The organism is Arthrobacter sp. Bi83, from assembly GCF_918698095.1.
GTDB lineage: Bacteria > Actinomycetota > Actinomycetes > Actinomycetales > Micrococcaceae > Arthrobacter.
The window spans coordinates 24,991-43,729 of record NZ_CAKKLY010000040.1; the positions used below are offsets into that span (position 1 = coordinate 24,991).

At 66.6% G+C, this 18,739-nt stretch carries 18 protein-coding genes; 8 read left to right on the forward strand and 10 right to left on the reverse strand.

Annotated features, from left to right (window positions below):
- Positions 1-141 precede the first annotated feature (141 nt).
- Positions 142-1,602 (forward strand): amino acid permease, encoded by a 1,461-nt coding sequence (locus LQ144_RS17000; RefSeq protein WP_230119880.1) that lies wholly within the window; start codon positions 142-144, stop codon positions 1,600-1,602.
- 76 nt (positions 1,603-1,678) lie between these two features.
- Here the strand turns inward: LQ144_RS17000 and LQ144_RS17005 are convergent, their stop codons facing one another.
- Together LQ144_RS17005 and LQ144_RS17010 are read right to left on the reverse strand one after the other, a co-directional pair.
- Entirely contained in the window at positions 1,679-2,614 is a 936-nt protein-coding gene (locus LQ144_RS17005) for a hypothetical protein (protein WP_230119881.1), read from the reverse strand.
- Between the two features lie 4 nt (positions 2,615-2,618).
- Complete coding sequence (locus LQ144_RS17010) at positions 2,619-3,368, reverse strand: TetR/AcrR family transcriptional regulator (RefSeq protein ID WP_230119882.1); 750 nt, start codon at positions 3,366-3,368, stop codon at positions 2,619-2,621.
- 102 nt (positions 3,369-3,470) lie between these two features.
- Between LQ144_RS17010 and LQ144_RS17015 the strand changes: the two genes are divergently transcribed.
- Positions 3,471-4,148, forward strand: coding sequence for a DUF2306 domain-containing protein (locus LQ144_RS17015; protein ID WP_230119883.1), 678 nt, complete (start codon positions 3,471-3,473; stop codon positions 4,146-4,148).
- Here the strand turns inward: LQ144_RS17015 and LQ144_RS17020 are convergent.
- A complete protein-coding gene (locus LQ144_RS17020; RefSeq protein ID WP_230119884.1) occupies positions 4,145-4,564 on the reverse strand; it encodes a helix-turn-helix domain-containing protein in 420 nt (139 codons plus the stop codon). The genes LQ144_RS17015 and LQ144_RS17020 overlap by 4 nt on opposite strands.
- Before the next feature lie 104 nt (positions 4,565-4,668).
- Here LQ144_RS17020 and LQ144_RS17025 point away from each other — a divergent pair, with 104 nt between their 5' ends.
- The gene (locus tag LQ144_RS17025; RefSeq protein WP_230119885.1) at positions 4,669-5,541 is read left to right on the forward strand and encodes an SDR family oxidoreductase; all 873 of its coding nucleotides are present in this window, start codon (positions 4,669-4,671) and stop codon (positions 5,539-5,541) included.
- 88 nt (positions 5,542-5,629) lie between these two features.
- On the opposite strand, the gene LQ144_RS17030 is transcribed toward LQ144_RS17025, so the two are convergent.
- From LQ144_RS17030 to LQ144_RS17040, 3 genes are read right to left on the reverse strand one after another with little or no spacing between them, the layout of a single operon-like run.
- Complete coding sequence (locus LQ144_RS17030) at positions 5,630-6,793, reverse strand: mannitol-1-phosphate 5-dehydrogenase (protein WP_230119886.1); 1,164 nt, start codon at positions 6,791-6,793, stop codon at positions 5,630-5,632.
- Positions 6,793-8,805, reverse strand: a complete 2,013-nt coding sequence (locus LQ144_RS17035; RefSeq protein ID WP_230119887.1) for a PTS mannitol transporter subunit IICBA — start codon at positions 8,803-8,805, stop codon at positions 6,793-6,795. Before LQ144_RS17035 ends, LQ144_RS17030 begins: the two co-directional genes overlap by 1 nt.
- A gap of 57 nt (positions 8,806-8,862) precedes the next feature.
- A complete protein-coding gene (locus LQ144_RS17040) occupies positions 8,863-9,591 on the reverse strand; it encodes a TetR/AcrR family transcriptional regulator (RefSeq protein ID WP_230119888.1) in 729 nt (242 codons plus the stop codon).
- A 160-nt stretch (positions 9,592-9,751) separates the two neighbouring features.
- On the opposite strand from LQ144_RS17040, the gene ptsP reads away from it, so the two are divergent.
- Positions 9,752-11,437: a phosphoenolpyruvate--protein phosphotransferase gene (ptsP, locus tag LQ144_RS17045; protein ID WP_230119889.1), complete on the forward strand. Its 1,686-nt coding sequence runs from the start codon at positions 9,752-9,754 to the stop codon at positions 11,435-11,437.
- A gap of 18 nt (positions 11,438-11,455) precedes the next feature.
- Here the strand turns inward: ptsP and LQ144_RS17050 are convergent, their stop codons facing one another.
- Complete coding sequence (locus LQ144_RS17050) at positions 11,456-12,358, reverse strand: alpha/beta hydrolase (RefSeq protein ID WP_230119890.1); 903 nt, start codon at positions 12,356-12,358, stop codon at positions 11,456-11,458.
- A 66-nt stretch (positions 12,359-12,424) separates the two neighbouring features.
- Between LQ144_RS17050 and LQ144_RS17055 the strand changes: the two genes are divergently transcribed.
- Together LQ144_RS17055 and LQ144_RS17060 are read left to right on the forward strand one after the other, a co-directional pair.
- On the forward strand, positions 12,425-12,823 hold the full coding sequence (locus tag LQ144_RS17055) for a helix-turn-helix domain-containing protein (RefSeq protein ID WP_230119891.1): 399 nt from the start codon (positions 12,425-12,427) through the stop codon (positions 12,821-12,823).
- Between the two features lie 119 nt (positions 12,824-12,942).
- Entirely contained in the window at positions 12,943-13,266 is a 324-nt protein-coding gene (locus LQ144_RS17060; RefSeq protein ID WP_230119892.1) for a hypothetical protein, read from the forward strand.
- Between the two features lie 41 nt (positions 13,267-13,307).
- Here the strand turns inward: LQ144_RS17060 and LQ144_RS17065 are convergent, their stop codons facing one another.
- Complete coding sequence (locus LQ144_RS17065) at positions 13,308-14,522, reverse strand: helix-turn-helix domain-containing protein (RefSeq protein ID WP_230119893.1); 1,215 nt, start codon at positions 14,520-14,522, stop codon at positions 13,308-13,310.
- 235 nt (positions 14,523-14,757) lie between these two features.
- Here LQ144_RS17065 and ald point away from each other — a divergent pair, with 235 nt between their 5' ends.
- The gene (gene ald / locus LQ144_RS17070; RefSeq protein ID WP_230119894.1) at positions 14,758-15,876 is read left to right on the forward strand and encodes an alanine dehydrogenase; all 1,119 of its coding nucleotides are present in this window, start codon (positions 14,758-14,760) and stop codon (positions 15,874-15,876) included.
- Positions 15,877-15,968: 92 nt separating this feature from the next.
- Here ald and LQ144_RS17075 read toward each other — a convergent pair whose 3' ends face one another.
- Together LQ144_RS17075 and LQ144_RS17080 are read right to left on the reverse strand one after the other, a co-directional pair.
- Positions 15,969-17,072 (reverse strand): Gfo/Idh/MocA family oxidoreductase, encoded by a 1,104-nt coding sequence (locus LQ144_RS17075; RefSeq protein WP_290369785.1) that lies wholly within the window; start codon positions 17,070-17,072, stop codon positions 15,969-15,971.
- 9 nt (positions 17,073-17,081) lie between these two features.
- Complete coding sequence (locus tag LQ144_RS17080) at positions 17,082-17,693, reverse strand: TetR/AcrR family transcriptional regulator (protein ID WP_230119895.1); 612 nt, start codon at positions 17,691-17,693, stop codon at positions 17,082-17,084.
- A gap of 127 nt (positions 17,694-17,820) precedes the next feature.
- Here LQ144_RS17080 and LQ144_RS17085 point away from each other — a divergent pair, with 127 nt between their 5' ends.
- The gene (locus LQ144_RS17085) at positions 17,821-18,387 is read left to right on the forward strand and encodes an NADPH-dependent FMN reductase (protein WP_230119896.1); all 567 of its coding nucleotides are present in this window, start codon (positions 17,821-17,823) and stop codon (positions 18,385-18,387) included.
- Positions 18,388-18,739 lie beyond the last annotated feature (352 nt).

Consider the following 18,739-nt stretch of genomic DNA (forward strand, 5'->3'; position numbering starts at 1 on the left):
AGCCCCCGCCGCTCCGGCGGGCCGGGGATGGGGCAGCTGAGACGGGTGATACGTCGTCCTGCGCGACCAGGATGTAGGTTGGAGACGCTGATTTTGTAACCGCCACCACCCTCGCGGCGGACTTTCCAAAGGATTTTGCACATGTCTGAGCAGACAACCACTGGGCAGAGAACTGCCTCCAGCCGGGACAGCGAGCCCCACCTTTCACGCTCGCTGAGCAACCGGCACATCCAGCTGCTGGCCATCGGCGGCGCCATCGGCACCGGGCTGTTCATGGGCTCCGGCAAGACCATCTCGGTGGCAGGGCCGTCCGTGATCTTCGTATACATGATCATCGGCTTCATGCTGTTCTTCGTGATGCGGGCCATGGGCCAGCTGCTGCTGTCCAACCTCAACTACAAGTCGTTCAGCGACTTCGCCGGGGACCTCCTGGGCCCCTGGGCAGGCTTCTTCACCGGCTGGACCTACTGGTTCTGCTGGGTGGTGACCGGCGTGGCCGACGTGATCGCGATTGCCGGCTACGCCAACGAGTTGTGGCCAGGCATCCAGCTGTGGAACCCCGGCTTGGCCACCATCGTGATCCTGCTGCTGCTGAACCTGCCCACGGTTAAGACCTTCGGCGAGACCGAGTTCTGGTTCGCGCTGATCAAGATCGTGGCCATCGTGGCGCTGATCGCCGTGGGCCTGGTGATGATCTTCACCGGTTTCCAGTCCGACGCCGGCACGGCCACTTTCACGAACCTTTGGAACCACGGCGGTTTCTTCCCGCGCGAGTTCATGGGCTTCGTGGCTGGCTTCCAGATCGCGGTCTTCGCATTCGTGGGCATCGAGCTGGTGGGAACAGCCGCGGCCGAAACCAAGAACCCGGAACACAACCTGCCCCGCGCCATCAACGCTATCCCGCTGCGCGTCATGCTGTTCTATGTCGGCGCACTCGTCATCCTGATGTCCGTCACGCCGTGGACCGAGTTCCAGGCGGGCCACAGCCCGTTCATCGGCATGTTCTCGCTGGCCGGGCTGGGGATCGCGGCAACCGTAGTGAACCTCGTGGTGCTGACATCCGCCATGTCCTCGGCCAACTCCGGGATCTACTCCACCTCGCGCATGGTCTACGGGCTTGCCAACGACGGCGACGCCCCCAAGGTCTTCGGCCGTCTCTCCAGCCGCAAGGTCCCGCAGAACGCCCTGTTCCTCTCCTGCGTGCTGCTGCTCGCCGGCGTGGCACTGCTGTATGCAGGCAAGGACGTGGGAGTGGCGTTTGACATGGTGACCACCGTGTCCGCCGTCTGCTTCATGTTCGTCTGGTCCATCATCCTTGCCAGCTACCTCGTGTTCCGGAAACGCCGCCCCGAACTCCACCGGGCCTCAACCTTCAAGATGCCCGGCGGCATTCCCGTGGTGTGGGTGGTCTTCGCGTTCTTCGCGTTCCTGGTCTGGGCACTGACGACGCAGCCGGACACGCTCACGGCGCTGCTGGTCACGCCGATCTGGTTCGCCGTCCTTGGCGCGGCCTACGCTGTGGTCCGCCGCTCGCCGCTGCACCAGGCACGCGTGGCGGAATGGAAGGCAATGGCGGCCGCCGAGACGGCGTCAGCCAGCTAGCTCGAATTTCCGAAGGCAGGGACCGGGATCTTCGCCCCGGTCCCTGCCTTTTTTGTCGTCGTTCCAGGGCTCGAGGTTACTGGTGCCCGTACCACTCGAGTACACGCAGCGCCCTGAGCGTGTTCCACCGGCTCGGCCGTCCGTCGCCGACCTCCAGGGCGAAATGCACCCGCCCGGGATGGGTGTTCTCCAGCAGCCAGGTCCCGTCGGACCGCCGCTTCGAGCGCAGCACCCCGACCGCCTCGGCCATGCGTTCATCCGGCGGTCCCCCGACAGCCCGGAAGTACTCAAGTCCGCGGAGCACGTCGTAGAACCAGCGTGTGGGGTACGAGAACTGCAGCCAGTCCCGGTCGATCAGCTCCCCTGTGCTCTTGCGCCGGAGAAGGGCGCGCTCCAGCAGATACTCCTCGCCACGCCGCCGGGCCGCGACCGACGCCGGCGTCCCCCCGGTGGCCCGTTCATGTTCCAGAAGCCCTTCGAGTACGTTGATCGTCGTCGCGAATGACGACCGCGTGGAGCCTCGTTCCGCCTCGCAGTTCCAGCCGCCGTCGGTAAGCTGCTCACCGAGCAGGCGCGCAACCACACCGTCGACGTTCTCCCCGAAGTAGGCGCCGAGGGCGACGGCCTTGCCGTTGATGCACGGCTCCACCTCGCCTTCGAAGAACGGCTGGCCACCCTCTTCCCAGCGGCTGTTCTCCCGGACGAGCTCGACGGCGCGGCGGGACGCATCGCTGCGGGGATCCAGGCCGAGGTCGCGCAGGAGCAGCACCCTATAGGTCGTGGCGGTCCAGGGCTGGCCATTCTCGGAGCCATCGTAGGATGACGGGAAGAACGTGCCCCCGTCCCATTGGCCGTCCTCGCCTTGCAGCTCGAGCATGCGGGCACCCCAGCCTTCTGAAGAAATGCGGGCCCGCTCGGCGAGTACATCCTCCTCCGGCGCGTCGGTGAGGTCACGCAAGACCTGCCAGCGGACCGAGGGGTCAGAGTCGAGCAGCCAGTCGAGGACCTCCATCCCCTCAACCTATGGCGTCGGACCATCCCTGGTCCAGCTTCGCCCTCTTCGAGGTCCAGTCCTGGTGATGAAGTCGCTCAAAGCCGTCAAGGAGCAGATCGAGGGCGAACTCAAACTCAAACTGGTCGTCACAGCCCTGCCCAACCACTTGGCCGTCATCGTGTGTGGCCGCCATGGCGACCTGCAATATGCTCGGATAGCGTGCAGCCATCTCCCGGTACATTGCGGCCTGCACCTCCGGGTGCATCTCGGCCTGGCCACCCGCCGCCTGGCCTGCCGGATCGTCGAACAGCTCCTGGGTAAAGCCCCACATGCGGCTGCCGAGGGCATGCATGACGTGGTGGGTGAGATCGACAGAGAAACCGCCGGCCAGGAACATCGCGATAAACGAGTCCATGTACCCAAGCACGGCCGGCGTCCTGTTGGTACGGGATTCCAGCACCGGGCGGCCCCAGGGATGCCTGAGGAGCGCCCGCCTCGCCGAGAGCACCCTCAGCTTGACCGCAGTTTTCCAGCCTGCATCGCCGACTGGAGGATCGATCTCGCCGACCAGCGTGCCCACCATCCCGTCGAGAAGTTCCTCTTTATTCGCCACGTGCTTGTACAGCGCCATGGGCACCACGCCGAGCTCCTGCGCCAGCCTGCGCATGCTGACCAGCTCGATGCCCACCTCATCGGCAAGCCGGACGGCGGCCTCCAGCACGCGGTCCCGACTCAGGGGGACCCGGCGCGCAGTCTCCATCTGCTGAGTCATGTGCGCACCTTCCCTTTGCCGTTTTCCATTGACAAGTGTACACCGTACACCTATGGTCAGGCATGAGGTGTACACCGTACACCGGGAAGCGGAGGATTCGACATGCCAACTGAAATCATCGGTGCCCCGACGCTCGTCAGGCTCCCCCGGGCCCAGTGGCCCGTGCCTGCCGGGCTGATCCTCCTCAGCCTGATCCCGGTGATTTTCGGGGCCCTGCGCCTGACCGAGTTGACGGCCGGGGCTACCATCACGCCGCAGAACGCGCGGTTTTTCGCGTCACCAGTCCCGGTGGTGACGCACATTGCGAGCGTCACCGTGTACTCCCTGCTCGGAGCGTTCCAGTTCGTTCCCTCACTGCGACGCCGGCATGGCTGGCACCGCATCGCCGGCCGCATCCTGATACCAGCCGGCCTGCTCGCCGCCCTCTCCGGCCTGTGGATGTCTGTCTTCTACGCCCTCCCGGACGGCCACACCGACGTCCCGCTCCGGCTGTTCTTCGGGACGGCAATGCTGGTGAGCATCGTCCTGGGCCTCGTCGCGATCTGGCGCCGTGACTTCGTACGGCACAGCGCCTGGATGACGCGCGCCTATGCGATCGCCGTCGGCGCGGGAACCCAAGCCCTGGTCAGCATCCCCTGGCTACTGCTGGTGGGCCCAACCGACGTTCCGACCCGCGCGGTGCTCCTGGGGGCGGGCTGGGTGATCAACGTCGCGGCGGCGGAGTACGTCATCCGTCGGCGCTCTCAGCTGTCCGCGCGGGCGTCCCGGCAGGCTGCTTAGCTTCGAACGGCTTTAGAGGCCGGCCCAGAATCCGCGGAACCCGGCCGAGGGTTGACGATCCCGTCCGCGTGCTCGGCAATCCAGGCGACCAGGGGCAGCATCAGCGAGGCAAGGTCATGGCCGCTGGCGCTGAGGCTGTAGTCGACCCGGGGAGGAATGATCGGCTGGGCGTCGCGGCGCACGAACCCGTCGCCTTCGAGGGTCTTCAGGGTTTGTGCCAGCATCTTCTCGCTGATGCCTTCGGCGCGCCGGCGCAGGTCACTCCAGCGCTGCGGCCCCTCGGACAGGGCGACCAGAATCAGGACGCCCCACTTGCTCGTGACATGGTCGAGAACAGTCCTGCTGGGACAGCCCGCGGGGAAAATACCGTCAGCAAAGGGAAATACAGGCTCGCTGACCTGGGCACTAACCTTCATGCAGGTACCTTACCTTAAAGTGCGTACTCTCTTCTGGGAAGCATCCAACCGGGCGGACGGTTTGCATCAGTGACACTCACTCCACTGGTGAAAGGCAATAAACCATGACCATCGTCGTTACCGGCGCCACCGGCCAGCTCGGCCGCCTCGTCGTCGAAGCACTTCTCAACCGCAACGTTCCCGCGGAACAGATCGTGGCCGCCGGCCGGAATCTTGCCAAGATCGCCGACTTCGCCGAGCAAGGCGTCCAGGTCCTCCCCATCGATTACAACGACGCCGATTCCCTGCATCAGGCGTTCAAGGACGCCGAGAAGGTGCTGCTGGTCTCCGGCAGCGAGGTCGGCCAGCGTATTGAGCAGCACCGGAAGGCCATCGACGCCGCCCGTGAGGCGGGCGTCGGACTGATCGCCTACACCAGCATCGCCAACGCTGACAGGACCGGCATGCAACTGGCCGCCGAACATCAGGCCACGGAACAGGCCCTCCGTGATTCGGGCCTGCCCTTCACTTTGCTCCGCAACAGCTGGTACCTGGAGAACTATACCGACCAGCTTGCCGTGCAGCTCCAGTACGGCTCCGTGCTCGGCAGCGCCGGGGATGGCAAGGTCAGCGCCGCCACCCGGGCCGACTACGCCCAGGCCGCTGCAGAGGTGCTGCTCAGGGACGACCAGGCCGGCAAGGTCTACGAGCTCGGGGGTGACGAGCCGTTTACCCTCAGCGATCTCGCCGGAGAGGTCAGCGCCGCCACGGGCACGCCGGTGAAGTACCAGGACCTGCCGGCGGAACAGTACGCGCAGGTGCTCGTCGATGCCGGGCTGCCTGAGGCCTACGCCGCCATCCTTGCGGACAGCGACCTCGGCATCGCCCGGGGCGATCTGCTCGTGACCAGCGGTGATCTGAGCTCGCTGATCGGCCGGCCCGCGACTCCCATGCGCGAGGCCGTGCAGGCAGCGGCCGGCACCGTGTCCGCCGGCTAGCGCACGACGCAAACGCACGGCGCAAACGCACGACGCCGGAACTCACCTGAGCTCCGGCGTCGTGCCTTGTGCCGGTGGCTGGGTACGCCTATGCCGGCGCCGTGACGCCCTCTGCTTTGCGCTCCTCTACGAGCCCGCAGACGGCGGCGAACAGCGGGTGGTCGGCCGTCAGCCCGGTGATCTGCTCGGTCGCGTCGGCCGGCTCGGTGGAGGCCAGAATCTGACCGAGTTCCACCGCTTCGGTGTCGGCGGGGTCGTTGAAGCGCAGGGCCGCCGCGATGGCCCCAAGGAGCGCCTCCGGGACAATTCCGCGCTCCGCGAGTTCCGCGGCCGGACCAATGAACCGCTCGTTCCGGCTGAGCTTTCGCAGCGGCGCCCGCCCCACGCGGTTCACGGTGTCCGGCAGGTGCGGGTTGGAGAACCGGCCCAGGATCTTCTGGACGTAGGCTTCCTGCTCCTCGTGGTTGAACCCGTGCTTGGAAACGAGCAGCTGCTTGGTTTCGTCGAGCACTGCCCGGACATCGGCCGCCACGTCCTGGTCCGCCATGGCGTCGGAAATCTTCTCCAGTCCGGCCTCGAACCCGAAGTACGCCGCAGAGGCGTGTCCCGTGTTGACCGTGAACAGCTTGCGCTCGATGTAAGGCCCGAGTTCGTCCACAAACGTCGCCCCGGGGATGACCGGCGCGGAGCCGCCGAAGGGCGTGCGGTCGATGACCCACTCGTAGAACGTCTCCACCGTCACGTCCAGCCCCTGGCCCGCCTCCTGGTTGGGCACGATCCGGTCCACGGCGGTGTTGGCGAACACGGCCACGTCCTCCAGCGGCCCGGCGGCGTCGTCCCATGACGAGACGATCGCCTCACGCAGGATGTCCGTGGCGTTGATGGCGTTCTCGCAAGCCATCACCTGCAGCGGCGCCAGGTCGGCGGCACGGGCCGCAATCCCCTTCGCGATTGCCGGGGCCACGAACTTCAGGATGTGCGGCCCAACAGCGGTGGTGACGATATCCGCCGTCGCGATCTCCGAGATCAGCTGCTGCTCCTGCGTGCCCGAGTTGACCGCCCGGAAGTTGTCCACGGTGCGCACCGTGGGGTTCTCCCCCACCTCGTGCACGTCGTAGCTGTCCGCGGCCGCTAACTGGGAGATGAGGGCTTCCGCCACGTCCGCGAAGACCACCTCGTACCCGGCCTGGTGCAGCAGCAGCCCCACGAACCCGCGGCCGATGTTCCCGGCTCCGAAATGTACAGCCTTCACTATGCGTTGACCTTTCCGAACAGATCCAGCACTTCCTCCACTGACGTTGCGGCCTCAAGCTGCGCCACCTGCGCCTTGTTCGTGAAAACCTTCGCGATGGAGGAAAGGATGTGGAGGTGTTCGTTGTTGATGCCGGCAACGCCCACCACGAACTTGACCTGCTTGCCGTTCCAGTCGATGCCGTCCGGGTAGCGGATCACGGAAACTGCGGACTTCTTGATGTGGTCCTTGGCGGCGTTGGTGCCGTGCGGGATCGCCAGGAAGCTGCCCATGTATGTGGAAACGGATTCCTCGCGCTCGTGCATGGCGAGGATGTAGTCGTTGTCCACGGCGCCGCGCGCCAGCAGCAGCTGGCCCGCCTCGTCGATCGCGGCGTCTCGGGTTGCGGCGGAGCCGTTGAGGACCACGCTGTCAGCCACAAGGATGTCCGACGGCGGGGCGCCGGCTTCCGCGGGCATCTCGCCAGCGGCGGCGCCAGCCGCAGCAGCGGGGGCGGCGGGTGCCGCAGCATCCCCGCCGGCAGATTCCGGTGCGTTGCTGCTCTTGACCAGTTCCACGATCTCGTCGTAGCGCGGGCTGTTCATGAAGTTGTCCACGGAGTAGTGGACGGCGCTGGACGTGACGGGCTTGGCCCGCTCGGTGAGGTCCTGGTGCGTGACCACCACGTCGTAGGTGTCGTTGAGGCTGGCGATGGACGCGTTGGTGACCTTGACGCCCGGGAAGCCCGCCGCCTTGATCTTGTTCCGCAGCACGGAGGCGCCCATGGCACTGGAGCCCATGCCGGCGTCGCACGCGAACACGATGTTCTCGACGGGACGCGTCAGGACCGCGGTTCCGCCGGCGCCCGCACCCGTGAGGACGGAGGAGACGGAGCTCTTCTTGCCCTTCATGCCCTCCATGCGGCTGGTAGCGGCGCTGAGGTCGCCCTCGTCACTGTGGCGAGTGGTCTTCAGAATCACCGAGGCGACCAGGAATGACACGGTGGCGGCAAGCAGAACCGAGAGGATTACGCCCACATAGCTGTCCCTGGAGGTTTGGGCGATCACGGCGATGATGGAGCCCGGGGCCGCCGGAGCGACGAGGCCGGAGCCGGTGACTGCCAGGGTGGCGATACCCGTCATGCCACCTGCGATCGCTGCCAGGATCAGCAGCGGGCGCATCAGGACGTACGGGAAGTAGATTTCGTGGATGCCACCAAAGAAGTGGATGAGGGCGGCGCCGGGGGCTGAGGCCTTCGCCGCGCCACGGCCGAAGAACATGTAGGCAAGGAGGATGCCCAAGCCCGGACCCGGGTTGGCCTCGAGCAGGAACAGGATGGATTTGCCCTGCGCAAGCGACTGTTGGATGCCCAACGGGGTCAGCACGCCGTGGTTGATGGCGTTGTTGAGGAAGAGGACCTTGGCAGGTTCGATGAAGATGCTGGTCAGCGGCAGGAGGCCATTGTTGACCAGGAACTGGACCACATTGCCGGCGGCCGTGCTGAAGGCCTGAACCAACGGGGAAATGCCGTAGAAGCCGAGCATGGCCAGTAATGCGCCCCAAATGCCAGCGGAAAAGTTGTTCACGAGCATCTCGAAGCCGGGCCTGATCTTGCCGTCCCAGAGGGCATCGAGCTTCTTGATGGTCCAGCCGCCGAGGGGACCCATGATCATGGCGCCAATGAACATGGGGATACCGGCGCCGACGATCACGCCCATGGTGCCGATGGCGCCAACCACGCCACCGCGGACGTCGTAGACCATCTTGCCGCCGGTGTAGGCGATCAGGAGCGGCAGCAGGTAGGTGATCATGGGGCCGACAAGGCCGACGTTAGGCGCGCCCGCTGCGTTGGTGCCAAAGCCGCCAAGTTGAGGGACGGGTATCCAGCCCTTTTCAATGAAGAGCGCCGTGATGATGCCCCAGGCTATGAACGCCCCGATGTTCGGCATGATCATGCCGGACAGGAACGTCCCGAACTTCTGGACGTGAACGCGCGCACTGGTACGGGGTTTTGCAACTGTCTCTGTTGCCATGTGATTTCCTAACCGTGATCCCTGCTGCACCGCAGGATGGTCCGATATTTTCGACGACTAGCTGGTGGAACTGGTGGAGATCCTGTGGAGCCATTCGAGAAAGAGCTTGAGTTCCGAGCTGGAGAGCTGGTCTGAGTGGGATGCCTGCAGCGCCGCGTTCAGCGCTATGGCAGCCACCACCACTGAGGACTTTCCGGAATCCTCCGGGCCGGCTTCCCGGCCCTGGTCGGCGGCCACCGCGAAGATCATGGCGTCCCGGGTCATGGTGGACAGTTCGAGGTTGCGCTCCGCCACCGGTTCCGCGATCAGCATGAGCGTCACGCCTACGTTGGCGGCCAGGATGCTTCTTGCCGCTTCCCGCGGCTGGACGTTCAGCTGCCCGGCCGCGGCGGCCTTGTTCAGCATTTCCTCCATGAGGGCCTCGGCATCGGCAACGATGGACGGGCGACTCTCGGGGCGGATGTTACCGAACATGACCAGATACAGTTCCGGCTGGTTGAGCCCGAACTGCACGTGGTTGTCCCACATCCGCCGGATGTCTTCCAGCGGATGTCCGGACGGGGCGAAATCGCGTTCGCCCGCCACATATTCTTCGAATCCCGCGGCAACTACCGCGTCAAACAGGCCCTCCTTGTCACCAAAGTGGTGGTACAGGGTGGGCGCTGTAACCCCTGCCAGCTGTGTGATCTGGCGGGTTGATACGGCTGCTCCCGAGGACTTGGCCAGCAATTCGGCCGCCGCACGCAACAACCTCATCTTTGGCGGAAGCTGGCCATCGAAACTCATAACCGCTACCCTATCACCTATAGCAACGCTATATGAACTGCATCACATACAATTTTTTCAGGCACCGCACACAACATCGGACGCAGCCGTTCCGAACCGCCCGGACCAGTCCGGGCAGGGACCGGCGGGCCTGGCTACCGGCAGAGAACGAGGACCTTCAGTGCAGAACTTCCCAGGAGTTGGCGTCAGCCCAGGCCGCATCATCGGCACCGTCCGGCAGATGCCCAAGCCCATCAGCGAACCCCCGGCCAGCGAACAGCTGCCGGCCGGCACGTCCCCGGAGGACGCGACGGCGGCGCTGAAGGCAGCAGCGAATGCCGTGCACGATGAGCTCAAGGCCCGCGCAGACCACGCCACCGGAGACGGCAAAGCCGTCCTTGAAGCGACGGCCCTGATGGCCAAGGACACCATGCTGATCAAGGGCGCGGCGAAGCTGATCGCCCGTGGCATGTCCGGGCAGCGCGCAATCTGGGAATCGGGCTCATCGGTCGCGGAAATGCTCCACAATCTCGGCGGCTACATGGCGGAACGGGCAACCGACATCCTCGACGTCCGCGCCCGCATCGTGGCCCAGCTCCGCGGCGTAGCTGCCCCGGGCATTCCCACCTCAGAGTCTCCGTTCATCCTCGTGGCCGAAGATCTTGCGCCCGCCGATACCGCAACCCTGGACCCGAACAAGGTGCTCGCGCTGGTGACGGCCGGCGGCGGCCCGCAGTCACACACCGCCATCATTGCGCGTTCGCTCGGGCTGCCGGCCGTGGTGGCCGCGGTGGGCGTGGACGAACTGCCGGACGGCACCGAGGTCTATGTGGACGGCGCGGCAGGCTCCATCACCGCCAACCCTGACGATTCGCTGCGCGCTGCAGCCGAGACCTGGGCGGCCACCGCCTCCCTTCTCGCCGAGTTCAGCGGCACGGGCGCGACGGCGGACGGGCACCTGGTCCCGCTGCTCGCCAATGTGGGAGGTGCCAAGGACGCCGAGGCCGCAGCCAAGCTCGGAGCGCAGGGCGTGGGTCTGTTCCGGACCGAATTTTGTTTCCTGGAGCGCGACACCGAGCCCTCGGTTGAGGAGCAGGCTGCCGCCTACAAGGGTGTTTTTGATGCCTTCCCCGGCAAGAAGGTGGTCCTCCGGACCCTCGACGCCGGCGCTGACAAGCCGCTCCCGTTCCTGACAGACTCCACCGAGCCCAACCCGGCTCTGGGCGTCCGCGGCTACCGGACGGACTTCACCACTCCGGGCGTCCTGGAGCGCCAGCTGGAGGCGATCGCCCTCGCCGAGAAGCAGTCAGCGGCCGATGTCTGGGTCATGGCCCCGATGATTTCCACGGCCGAGGAGGCTGCCCGGTTCGCCACGATGTGCGCCGAAGCCGGAATCGAGACCCCAGGCGTGATGGTGGAGGTTCCGTCCGCCGCCCTCACCGCCGACACCATCCTGCGAGAAGTGGGCTTCGCCAGCCTGGGCACCAATGACCTCACGCAATACGCGATGGCCGCCGACCGCCAGCTCGGTCCGCTGGCCGGCCTGAACACGCCCTGGCAGCCGGCAGTACTGCGACTGGTGGGGCTGACAGTGGAAGGGGCGGCAATCGAGGGCCACAACAAGCCCGTGGGCGTCTGCGGTGAGGCAGCGGCCGACCCCGCCCTCGCCGTCGTCCTGACCGGCCTCGGCGTGACCACCCTGTCCATGACGGCCCGTTCACTGGCTGCCGTGGCCGCGGTCCTCAAGACCGTCACACTGGCCGAGGCGCAGGAGCTTGCCAAACTGGCGCTGTCCGCGCCCAGTGCCACCGAAGCGCGAGCCTGGGTACGGGAGAAGCTCCCGGTCCTCGAAGAGCTCGGCCTGTAGCCGAGGTGACTGTTCTGCCTAGGCTGTGATGCCGTCGGCGGCTGTGCTGGCCCAGTGGACAATGGCCTGGGCCACGGCCGCCGGCGCGCTGTCCTGAACCACGTGCCCGAAGCCGGGCACTTCCACAAATGTCCCCTGCGGCGCCTGGCGTGCGAGGAATTCGCACCAGGGACGGCGGGCAATGGGGTCCCTGCCGCCGCGGAGCACCAGCACGGGCTGGGTTATGCCGCACACCCTCGTGTCCAACGGGTACTCCATCATCACGGGCAGCTGCGTCAGGTACCAGCGGAGCCCGGTCTTGAAATAGTCGGTGAAGACCACAACGTTGGTGGACGGGCTTTCGCTGAACAGTGAGTCACGGGTCAGGGCAAGCGAGTGCCAGACGGCGCTCTTCCGCGCTCGATCCACCACCGGGCCCATGAGCACCACGCGGCTTACGAGGCCCGGTTCCTGGAGGGCGAGCTCCGCGGCGAACTGCGTCCCCATGGAATGGCCCACCACCACACAGGACTGGACGCCGGCGTCGGCGAGGACCGCCGCGACGAAGGCTGCATATTCGCCCACCGTCACCTGGCGGCCCGGCCGCGGCGTTTCGCTGAAACCGGGCAGGTCGAAGGAGTAGACGACGGCGCCGCGCGCCTGCCGGCCGCCCGCCAACCCGCTGCCCCCAGCCAATTCCAGGTGAAGTTTGGCCAGGTAGCGGTGCGAGACCCCGATGCCGTGGAGCAGCACGAAGACCTGAGGCCCTGCGGTCGAAGGCTCGCCCGCGCGCCCCATACCGGACGCCTGTTCCCCCATACCGGCCGCCTGTTCTGGGCCGGTTTGCCCCATGCCGGTTGCCTGTCCCGGGCCGGCCGGGGACACGTAAAGGCGGCCGGTCAGGCCGTTCGCCGTAACATCCACTCCGTCGTCCAGTTTCATCCGCTGAGCATACCCGCCGCTGGCACAGCCCGGGGCCATCGCCATGGCAGCGGTTAGGCTTCTGCCATGGCATTGATAGCTCCCAGGGTGGCGGCCGCACTTCCCGCCGAGGATGCACAGAAACTCCATCATGCGCTTGACGGCGGCACCGACATCACCGTGTTCGTGGACGGCACTGTCCACCGCCTGCCACCCGCGGCGAGGGACGCCGTCGTCGACCTCCTGGCGCGGTTCAGCCGCGGCGAGGCTGTGACGGTGAGCAGCGTGGAAGAAGTGCTCACCACGTCCCAGGCCGCGGAACTCGCCGGAATTTCCCACACGTACCTGCGGAACATGACGGACCGGGGTGAGATAGCCGTGGAATACCGCGGAACGCACCGCCGGATCCGTCTGGCGGCGATCATGGCTTGGCTGGAAGGGCAGAAGAAGCAACAGGCCGCCGCGGAACGCGCCGACGGCTCCTGACAATGTTTGCGGGACGCAAAATGACGTGCCTCCACTCCCCGGTGACGGCGTGATAAGGATCAAGCAACGATCCCGCCAAACCAGGGAATCGAGCCACTGGGCGGGGTTACTCTTTACTCGTGTTGAGATTCCGGGGGTTGCACATCGTGGCGGGCATTGCCGCCATGAGTGTGGCAGCCGTACTCGGAATGATCGTGGAACTGAACAACACGGCCATCTTCACGTCCAGCTGCGTAGCCTATGTGGCCGTCTCAATGTGGGCGGAAAGCAGGATTTCCCGGCGCCGCGGCCAGCTGCAGGGCCTGCTGCCGCAGATCCCGGACGCCACGGCGCTGGAGCACCCGCCTGAGCAGCTTGTGAAGGAACACTTCCCGGGCGAGCAGCCCGGCGGGGAGCAGCGCCCGGTGGAACAGCGGCCGCTGCTGGACGGAAATGCCGCCTGACGGCTGGATCCGACGGCTGGACGCAGGAACGGACCCGCGGCCTAGATCCGCGGCCGCGCCGCCCACCGCCGCGCTTTGAGTGCGGCGTGCAGCTCCAGCCGGACCATGCCCTTCAGCGGATCCACCCCCAGCAGCTGCCGGATCCGGCCCAGCCGGTTGTAAATGCTGCTGCGGTGCAGATGGAGCTTCTCCGCGACATCCTGCACGGAACCGTCGTTGTCGTAGAGCAGCTCAAGAACGGGCAGCAGTTCCCCGTTGCGGTCGTGGTCCTCCAGCGCCCGGAAGTTCACGGACCCCGCATCGCCCCAGACGCCGGCGCCTCCGCCGGCTGAGGCAAGGAGTTGGTAGACGCCCGTCGCCCGGCAATCCACGAGTTCCCCCAGCTGGGCGTCCACCGCCGCGGCCTGGGCGGCCACCCGCGACTGCCGGTAGGCCTCGGCGAAGTCCTTGGTCCGGGTGAAGCCCTCGCTGATTCCGAGGATGATGCGGTGCACGTGTCGGCCCGAACGTTTAGCGAGCTCCAGCTGGTAGTGGACCAGCACCTGGGCGTGGTTGGCGCGGCCCGTGGATTCCCGGAACAGCACCACGGCATGGGTTTCGGCGCCGGCACTGAACAGGGCCGCGTCCACGCCGATGGTTGCCTGCAGCGCCGCGGACCTGTGAATGAGCGTGGAGGCGATCGGATCAGGCGCCGCCCAGCCGTCGGCGTCGAGGACCGTCACCAGCTGCCAGGGGCCGCGGTCCTGCACTTCCTTCCAGCCTGCCACCGCGGCCACAGCGTTGGCCTCCCCGGCACAAGCGGCCAGGAACTCGCGTTCGCGGCTGCGCCGGAACTCGGATTCAGCCGTGTTGGAGTCCAGGAGCAGCCCGGAAAGCAGCTCAAGCTCGTTCCGGACGTCGGGCAGCTGGGTGAGAATCGCCGTCGCGCTTTCCTCCTCAAGGTCCTGCTGCACCCAGAGGTAACCGACGCGGAAACCGCGGACCATCAGCGGGACGCAGACGCGTCCCAGCATTCCCAGCTCCTGGTTGGCAGGAACCACGACGGGGCGCACCGCCGTGGCGATCCCGTGCGAGAGCTGCCACGCCTTGACGTCGACCGGCACGCGCTTGCTGAGCAGGAAGTTCACCCGGACCCGGTCGGCGTGCGACTGGTTGGAACTGTAGGCGAGCAAGAGCCCGTCCAGGTCCTCAAGCGACAGGCCGCGGCCCAGCTTCTGCGCCACGCGCTCCACGAGCTCCTCCACGTCCTGCTGCATGCAGCAAGACTACGTCCCGGAAGGCATTCCGGGCGAACGGACAGCAGGCGACACTTGACGCCCCCATGCTCGACAAACGTCTAGGCGCGGACTCCAAAAATCGCGGAAAGTCGCGGTTCTCGCTGCGGTCAGCCTCGGCTCAACCTGTCGTGTACCTCACAGCCGGATCTATTCTGGAAGCACAACTCCCCCGCAACTTCCGGCCCACAAAGCCATAGAACATGGAGCCCAGAAAATGATCATCGGTGTCCCCAAAGAGATCAAGAACAACGAATTCCGAGTCGCCATCACCGCTGCCGGCGTTCACGAGTTCCGCACCCACGGCCACACGGTCCTTCTTGAGCGCGGCGCAGGCTTGGGCTCGGGCATCACGGACGAGGAATACGCCATCGCCGGCGCCGAAATCGTCACCGACGCCGACGAGGTCTGGGCCCGCGCGGACATGGTCATGAAGGTCAAGGAACCCATCGCCGCGGAATACCACCGCTTCCGCAAGGACCTGATTCTCTTCACCTACCTCCACCTCGCCGCCGAACCTGAACTCACCGCCGAGCTCATCAACTCCGGCGTCACCGCCATCGCCTACGAAACCGTCCAGGAAGGCCGCACCCTTCCGCTGCTCGCCCCGATGTCCGAGGTCGCAGGCCGGCTCTCAGTCCAGGTCGGGGCCACCTCCCTCATGGCCCCCGCCGGCGGCAAGGGCGTGCTCCTGGGCGGCGTCCCGGGCGTCCGCCCGGCCAAGGTCGTCGTCCTCGGCGCCGGTGTGGCCGGCACCAACGCCGCCGCCATGGCCCTGGGCCTGGGCGCGGACGTCACCATCCTGGACATCAACATCAACCGCCTGCGGGAACTCGATGCCCAGTACCAGGGCCGCCTGAAGACCGTCGCATCCAACAAGTACGAGATCGAAAAGTCCGTCGTCGACGCCGACCTGGTCATCGGCTCCGTCCTGATCCCCGGCGCCAAGGCCCCCAAGCTCGTCACCAACGAACTCGTCGCCCGCATGAAGCCCGGCTCCGTGCTCGTCGACATCGCCGTGGACCAGGGCGGCTGCTTCGAAGACACCCACCCCACCACGCATCAGGAACCCACGTACAAGGTCCACAACACGATCTTTTACTGCGTGGCCAACATGCCCGGCGCCGTCCCGAACACCTCCACCTACGCCCTGACCAACGTCACGCTCCGCTACGGCGTCGCCCTGGCCAATCTCGGCGTCCGTGCAGCGTTCGACCGCGATCCCGCCCTGGCCGCAGGCCTGAACATCGCCGCAGGACACGTGGCACACCACTCGGTCTCCGAGGCCCACGACCTGCCCCTGGTATCCGACTGGCACGAGCTGGTCTCCGCGTAGCCCGCCGGAGTTAGCATCGGCTGCTCCATAGCCGCCCTTTTGGACCCCCAGAACGGCAGTTACGGAGCAGCCGATCGCTGTTTAAGCCCGCCTTAAGCCAAGGCCCGGGCTTGCTCAATCAGTTTCAGCACGTCGACCGGGCCGGCCGGATCGACCGGAACCGGCAGCGGCGAGGATGCGCCGCCGTCGGAAATCTTGTCCGCAAGGATCCGGTAGAACTCCGGGTAGGCGCCGCGCTCTGTGGACAGCCGGTCGAGGTGCCCGTCGCGGCCCAGCTTCCCGGCCCACTCGGGCGCTTCGACACCGTACTCTTCGTCCAGCGGTCCCCCGCCGGCAACAATGTAGGGCTCCTGCGGGTCCACGCCGTGCTTGGTGAAGGCCCCCTCGGATCCGAGCACCCGGTAGCGGGGACCCTGCTGGGCGCACAGCATGTTCATCCAGAGGTGGCTCAGCACGCCGGACTCGTGCCGCACCGCCAGGAAGCAGTCGTCGTCCACCCTCTCGCCGGGGCGCCGCGCCAGGAGCTCCGCGTGCACCACCTCGCCCGGCCCGAAGAGCACGAGTGCCTGGTCCAGCAGGTGCGTGCCAAGGTCGAACAGGACGCCACCGCCGTCGGCCGCCGTGGCCTCCGCCTTCCAGGCCTTGGACACCTCCGGGGACCACCGCTCGAACCGGGATTCGAACCGCGTTACCTTCCCCAGCGAACCTTCAGCCAACAGCTCCTTGACGGTGAGGTAATCGCCGTCCCAGCGGCGGTTCTGGAACACTGTCAGCACCCTGCCCAGACGGGCTGCCAGTTCGATCAGTTCCTGACCCTGCCCGCTGGTCACCGCGAAGGGCTTGTCCACCACGACGTCGAGCCCCGCCTCCAGGGCGGCCTTCGCCAAGGGGTAGTGGGTGGCCGGAGGCGTCCCCAGGACCACGAGGTCAAGGTCGGCCGCCAGCGCGAGGACGGCCTCTCCGTCGGCCACTGTTTTCACACCCGGATAACGTCCCAGCGCGGCCGTCTGGCGTCCGGCATCGGACGTTGCGATAACGTCCAGCGAGTACCGGGAATTGGCCGCGATCAGCGGCGCGTGGAAGACGCTTCCGGACAGGCCGTAACCCATCACGGCGGTGCGAATGGGCTGGCCGGCGTCAGCCGGCTCGGGCCGGGAGGCCGCGGACAGGGGCGAGGAGGAGGAGTCGGTGCTCATGGTGCAACGCTACTCCGCAGGCCCCACCACACGCGTGACAAGCTGGCGCCATGACTCCTCGAGGCGCCCCGGGGAAACCCCGTGCACCCGTACCGCATGGAGCAGCCGCTCCGGATCCAGGGTAGCGCTGAGGGACACCGCCATAAGCCACGGGTCCGCGTCGAAGCCGGCGGCGCGCAGCAGATGCTCAATGTGCCGGTGCCACAGGACAGCGGCCGGCACCTCAAACCGGTTGTACGGCGAGTGGTCCGCGGCCCGGGCCAGGTCGCCGTACTCCAGGACGTAGCCGATGCGCCCGGCACCAAAGGCGATGAGCCGCTCAAGGGGCGGAGCCCCCGGGCCCAGCGGCGGCGGCCCGAACATGAAACGGCTCTGGAACTCGGCCTCGGCGGCACTGAGCAGGGTCATCATGAGCCCGGCCCTGCTGCCGAAGCGGCGGAAAACGGTCCCCTTACCCACGCCGGCGCGTTCGGCCAGCTTGTCCATCGTGAGGCCGTCCACGCCGCATTCGTCGATCAGTTCCCGGGCGGCGCAGAGGAGCAGTTCCCGGTTCCGGGCGGCATCGCTGCGTTCCTGGCCGGACCCGAAGGGGGTTCCGGAGCGGATTGGGATGAGGCTCACACAAAACATTCTAGACCGGGGAATAATATCCGGACCGTAGTCCGTTTAGTATCGGTGAAGGCCTAAGACGCCTCCAACAACCAACCAGCCGGCGGAGCGTTCCGCGGCCTGATATCAAGGAGTTCACATGTCCAAGAGCACCGTACTCGCCCTGGTCGGCAGCCTCCGCGCCGAATCCACCAACCGCAAGCTCGCCGAGGCCATCCAGCTGAACGCCCCGGAGAACCTTGAAATCGTGATCCACGAAACCCTGGGCAACCTCCCCTTCTACAACGAGGACGTCGACGTCGAAGGCCAGGTGCCCGAAGCTGCCGCTGCCCTGCGCGCCGCAGCCAATGAGGCCGACGCCCTGCTTCTGGTCACCCCGGAGCACAACGGCACCATGCCCGCCTCGCTGAAGAACGCCATTGACTGGCTGTCCCGCCCGTTCGGCGCCGGCGCCCTCGCAGGCAAGCCCACCGCCGTCGTCGGTACCGCCTTCGGCCAGTTCGGTGGCGTCTGGGCCCAGGACGAGGCCCGCAAGGCCGCCGGCATCGCCGGTGCCCGCATCCTTGAGGACGTCAAGCTGGCCGTACCCGGTTCCATGGTCCGCTTCGCGGAGACCCACCCGAAGGACGACGCCGAGGTTGTTGAGCAGATCAAGGGCATCTTCGGCGCCCTCGCCGCTGCCGAGAAGGCCGAGGCAGCAGCCTAGTCCAGGCTCTTTCAGCAAACGCCCCCGGCACGTCACCGTTGCCGGGGGCGTTTGCCTTTCCGCTTCTCGCCCGGCATGGCAGCCCGGTTGGCGGTCCACCGGCGCAACCATTCCGTGACTGAGCTGCGGCCGAACTGTCACCGCCACTCCGTTCCCCGCCGACTTCCGCCGCCGTAACGTTGAGTTACCGGACGTACCGGAGCAGGAAGTGCGGTGCAGTCATGACGAGCAGCCAGGGCGGAAGGGCGCGTACGACGGCGTCTGCCGCCTTTTGCCTGTTGCTTCCGTTGTGGCTGGGGTCCTGCGCGGCTCCGCCGGCATTTTCCGAAAATGCCGGCGCCGGACACACCCC